This window comes from Dietzia sp. DQ11-44, from assembly GCF_014145205.1.
Taxonomy (GTDB): domain Bacteria; phylum Actinomycetota; class Actinomycetes; order Mycobacteriales; family Mycobacteriaceae; genus Dietzia; species Dietzia natronolimnaea.
Map to the genome: position 1 here is coordinate 1 of NZ_JAALEC010000355.1, position 4,698 is coordinate 4,698.

Sequence of the window (4,698 nt, forward strand, 5' to 3'; positions counted from 1 at the left end):
CGGAGATCCCCGCGGCGAACGGGTGCGTGGCGTCCACGACCACGCGGACCCGGTGCGTGGAGAGGTGGTCGCGGAGCCCCTCGACCCCGCCGAAGCCGCCGATCCGGACCCGGCCCACGGGCAGGCGCGGACGCGCCACCCTCCCCGCCAGGGACGAGCAGAACTCGTGACCCGCGTCCTGCAGCAGTCTCGCCAGCTCCCGCGCCTCAGCGGTCCCACCCAGGACGAGGATCACCGCTCCGACCCCGGCGGCAGGGACGGCATCTCCGGCGCGCCCTCGCGGGCCAGCTCCAGCAGGGCGTCCAGGTCGAGGTGCTCCTCCGCCAGATCACCCAGCAGGTCCAGTCGCCTCTCGCGTGCGGCGGCGAAGTCCACACCGGAGGGTTCGCGGACCCGGCCGACACGGGCCGCCACCTCCGCGAGGTAGGCCTGACGGAACCCGTCGGACTCGAGGCTCCCGTGCCACATGGTGCCCGCCACACCGTCGCGCCTCGCACCCCCGAGGAACTCGGGGTCCGCGCCGAGGCCGATCCGCCCGTGGTGGATCTCGTACCCGGCCGCCGCCTGACCGAGCGCCTCCCCGGTGGGCAGCCGCAGGACCTTCTCCGGCCCGAACTCCGTCTCCACGTCCAGCAGCCCGAGCCCGTCGACCTCCGCGCCCTCGGGACCCTCCACCCCCTCCGGGTCCCGGACGAGTCGGCCGAGCATCTGGAAGCCACCGCAGATGCCGAACACCGACCCCCCGGCGTGGGCGTGGTCGATCACCGCGCGGTCCAGACCGCGGGAGCGGAGCCAGGCCAGGTCGTCGATCGTCGCGCGCGTGCCGGGCAGGACCACCAGGTCCGCGCCCCTGACGGTCCGGGGGTCGGTGACGAACTCCACGTCGACGTCCGGCTCCAGCCCCAGCGCGTCGACATCGGTGAAGTTGCTGATCCGGGGCAGCCGGATCACGGCGACCCGCAACGCCCGGCCGGCGTCGGCGCGGCGACCGCCGATGTCCAGCGCGTCCTCGGAGTCGAGCCACACGTCGGGGCTCCAGGGCAGCACTCCGTGGACCCGCCGTCCGGTGAGCGCCTCGAGGTGGTCCAGCCCCGGTCCGAGGAGCGAGGGGTCACCGCGGAACTTGTTGACGACGAAGCCTGCGACGAGCCGCTGGTCGACGGCATCCAGGAGTGCCACCGTGCCGTACATCGCGGCGAAGACCCCGCCGCGGTCGATGTCGCCCACCACGACCACCGGCATGTCGGCGTGACGGGCCAGGCCCATGTTGACGTAGTCACCGGCACGGAGGTTGATCTCGGCAGGACTGCCCGCGCCCTCGCACAGCACCAGGTCGGCCCGGTCGGCCAGGTCGTCGTATGCGGCATGGGCGGCGGTGGCCAGATGCACGCGACCGTCGACGAAGTCCCTGGACGAGACCGTCCCGGCGGGGCGGCCCATCACCACCACGTGGCTGCGCCGGTCGCCGCCCGGCTTGAGCAGCACCGGGTTCATCGCCACCTCGGGCTCGGCGCGTGCCGCGAGGGCCTGGATCCACTGCGCGCGCCCGATCTCCCCGAAGCCCGCCGGACCCCGGACGACCATCGAGTTGTTGGACATGTTCTGCGCCTTGAACGGCGCGACCCTGATGCCCCGCCGGGCGAACGCCCGGCACAGCGCCGTCACCACCACGCTCTTGCCGGCATCCGACGTGGTGCCGGCGACGAGGAGGGAGGCTGCCATGGGGATCGATCCTAGCCGCGCCCTCCCCCGCCCCCGCCGCGGTGCTCCGCCGACGCGACGACGGGCCGCGACGGTGAGGGGGACCCCGCGTTCCTGCTGGTGACACGCCCGCCAAATGCCCAGCTCAGAACGTATTTGAGATCACTGCGGACAAATGCGCTAGGCGGTTCGCACTATGGCACGCTCGGCCTCGTGCAGTTGTCCAGGTTCTCCGATCTCGCGCTCCGCGCCCTCATGCGTCTCGCCGTGGCCGACGGGCGCGGGGACCGGATGACCGCCGGGGGCATCGCCGAGTCGGTGAACGCGTCGACGAGCCACGTGGCCAAGACCGTCTCCCGGCTCGTGGAGCTCGGCCTCGTCGAGTCCCGGCGGGGCCGGGGCGGTGGTCTCGCGATCACCGAGGCCGGTCGTCAGGCGTCCGTCGGGCGGCTGCTGCGTGAACTCGAGGGCCCCGGCGAGGTGGTGCAGTGCGAGGGCCCGGCGCCCTGCCCGCTAGCCGGCAACTGCAGCCTCCGCCGAGCCCTGGCCGAGGCCCGCGAGGCGTTCTTCGCCGCCCTCGATCCACTCACCGTCTCGGGCATCGTCCACACCCCGACCAGGCAGGTCCTGCTCAGCCTGGGACCCGCCCCCTGACCGGTCGGCGACCACCGACCCACACCCCCTCGACGCCCGGCACCCCAGGTGCCCGGGTGACCCCGTCGCGCCCACTGAAGGAGATCCGCATGACCACGTCGCTCACCTCACTCGAGACGATCCTCGCCCATCCGCGGGAGCTCTCGCCGCACCACGTCCCGATCATCCGCGACACGCTCCCGGTCATCGGGGCGCACATCGACGAGATCACCCCGGTGTTCTACCGCACGATGTTCGGCAACCACCCCGAGCTCCTGCGCGACACCTTCAACCGCGGCAACCAGAAGCTGGGCGCCCAGCAGCGCGCGCTCGCCGCCTCCATCGCCACCTTCGCGACGCTGCTGGTGGACGGGAAGAGCCCCGTCGACATGCTGGCCCGGATCGGCCACAAGCACGCGAGCCTCGGGATCACCGCCGACCAGTACCAGGTGGTCCACGACAACCTCTTCGACGCGATCGTCCAGGTGCTGGGCGAGGCGATCACCCCGGAGATCGCGGCCGCGTGGGACGAGGTGTACTGGATCATGGCGGGCGTCCTCGTGGACTTCGAGAACGCCCTCTACGCCGAGGCCCGGGTCGAGCCGGGAGACGTCTTCCGGACCGCCGTCGTCCTGGCCCGGGAGGACGTCACCGATTCCGTCACCGTGGTGACCCTCGGCGGTCCCGACGGTGGCGACCTGCCGGACTTCCGACCCGGCCAGTACACCTCCGTCGGCGTGGTGCTGCCCGACGGCGCGCGTCAGTTGCGTCAGTACTCGCTGTCGGCGGCGCCGGGGTCGGGCACGTGGCGGATCGGCATCCGCCGGGTCGACGCGGTCTCCGGTGGCGCGGGTCCGTGCCCCGCCGGTGAGGTCTCCGGGTGGCTGCACGCCCACGCCCGGGTCGGCACCACGCTCCAGGTCACGCTGCCGTTCGGTGACCTGGTCCTGGACGCCGCGGGAACCGGGTCGGGCCCGGACGCGGCACCGGTCGTCCTGTGCTCGGCCGGGATCGGCATCACCCCGATGCTCGGTATGATCGCGCACCTGTCCGCGACGGACGATCCCCGGCGAGTCCTGATCCTGCACGCCGACCGCTCGCCCGACCAGCACGTTCTGGCCGATGAGGTGGCCGGCGAGTCCTCGCTGCTCGCCGACGCCGAGGTGCACACCTGGTACGAGCACGGCGCGGACACGACCGCCGGACCGGGCGCGGTCCACCACGGCGTCATGGACCTCTCCTCCGTCGAGCTCCCGGCGGGCGCACACGTCTTCCTGTGTGGGCCCACCGGCTTCCTCCAGTCGGTGCGCGCGACGTTCATCGAGGCCGGCGTGCCCGAACAGCGGATTCACGCCGAGCTCTTCGCCCCCAACGACTGGCTGGTCTAGTCCCGCGGGTGTGCCCGACGACCGCCGCGCTCACGATCAGCCCCACGCGAGGGAGCACCCGCGGTCACAATAGGACCCGATGACCCCCTCTCACGACCACCAGCACGCCGAGTCATGCGTCGCGGCGGTGCCGCTCTTCGCCCGGCTCTCACCCCGGCAGCAGGCCGAGGTGGCCTCGATGGCGCGTCCGCTCCGCGTCGAGCGCGGCGAGTGGATCGTGCGCGCGGGGCAGTCGTCGCCGCGATTGCTCATGGTGCACGAGGGGCTGGTCAAGGTGGGCCGCACGGCGGAGGACGGCCGCGAGGCCACGCTGCGCCTCCTCGGCCCCGGCGACGTCGAGGGCGAGAGCGGCTTCCTCACCGGGACACGTCCGGAGAACGACTGCGTCGCGCTCGACCCCACGACGATGTGCGTCTTCGAGCACGGTTCGCTGGCCGGGCTCCTGAACCGATACCCGGACATCGGCGCATCCATGCTGCGCTCGCTCGCCATCCGCCTGGAGTCCACAGAGCGGATGCTCGCGGCCCGCACGCTGGCCGACGTCGGCGCACGGCTCGCCTCATATCTGCTCGACCTGCCCGCCGTCCGAGGCGTCGACGGGGTGGTGACGGTGCGACTGCCGATGTCCAAGAAGGACGTGGCCACCTACCTCGGTACCATCCCCGAGACCCTGAGCCGCCGACTCGCCGCGCTCGGGCGCGAGGGTCTTGTCGAGGTGCGCGGAGCCGAGGTCGACCTGCTCGATCCGGAGGGACTGGAGGCGCGGGCGGGCGGGGCTTGACCTAGGTCATGGGAACCCTCCCGTTCGGGCGCTACCGTCTGAGACGTACCAGTTCAGACCAGGGAAAGGACCCCGTCATGAACGTCACCTCGATCTTCGGCACGCTGCTCGGACTCGTCGTCCGTGAGGCCTCCGCCCACTGCGACACCGAGGACGGCCCGGCCGTCACCGACGGCCGCCGTGCCCTCGACAGCG

The 4,698-nt window shown here is 72.5% G+C and carries 5 protein-coding genes; 3 read left to right on the forward strand and 2 right to left on the reverse strand.

Features of this window, described 5'->3' with window-relative positions; genetic code table 11:
• Both G6018_RS09500 and G6018_RS09505 read right to left on the reverse strand, forming a co-directional pair.
• Positions 1–235, reverse strand: a 235-nt coding sequence (locus G6018_RS09500) for a precorrin-6A/cobalt-precorrin-6A reductase (RefSeq protein WP_182639477.1), incomplete at its 3' end; no start/stop codon positions are given.
• Positions 232–1,722 carry a cobyric acid synthase gene (locus G6018_RS09505; RefSeq protein ID WP_179524129.1) on the reverse strand — a complete coding sequence of 497 codons (1,491 nt, stop codon included), beginning with the start codon at positions 1,720–1,722 and terminating at the stop codon, positions 232–234. The genes G6018_RS09500 and G6018_RS09505, both read right to left, overlap by 4 nt.
• 192 nt (positions 1,723–1,914) lie before the next feature.
• Here G6018_RS09505 and G6018_RS09510 point away from each other — a divergent pair, with 192 nt between their 5' ends.
• The 3 genes from G6018_RS09510 to G6018_RS09520 all read left to right on the forward strand — a co-directional run bounded on the left by G6018_RS09510 (position 1,915) and on the right by G6018_RS09520 (position 4,503).
• Positions 1,915–2,355 (forward strand): Rrf2 family transcriptional regulator, encoded by a 441-nt coding sequence (locus G6018_RS09510; RefSeq protein ID WP_179524128.1) that lies wholly within the window; start codon positions 1,915–1,917, stop codon positions 2,353–2,355.
• Between the two features lie 89 nt (positions 2,356–2,444).
• Positions 2,445–3,722: a globin domain-containing protein gene (locus tag G6018_RS09515; protein WP_182610285.1), complete on the forward strand. Its 1,278-nt coding sequence runs from the start codon at positions 2,445–2,447 to the stop codon at positions 3,720–3,722.
• 79 nt (positions 3,723–3,801) lie between these two features.
• On the forward strand, positions 3,802–4,503 hold the full coding sequence (locus tag G6018_RS09520) for a Crp/Fnr family transcriptional regulator (RefSeq protein ID WP_182639478.1): 702 nt from the start codon (positions 3,802–3,804) through the stop codon (positions 4,501–4,503).
• Positions 4,504–4,698: the final 195 nt, after the last annotated feature.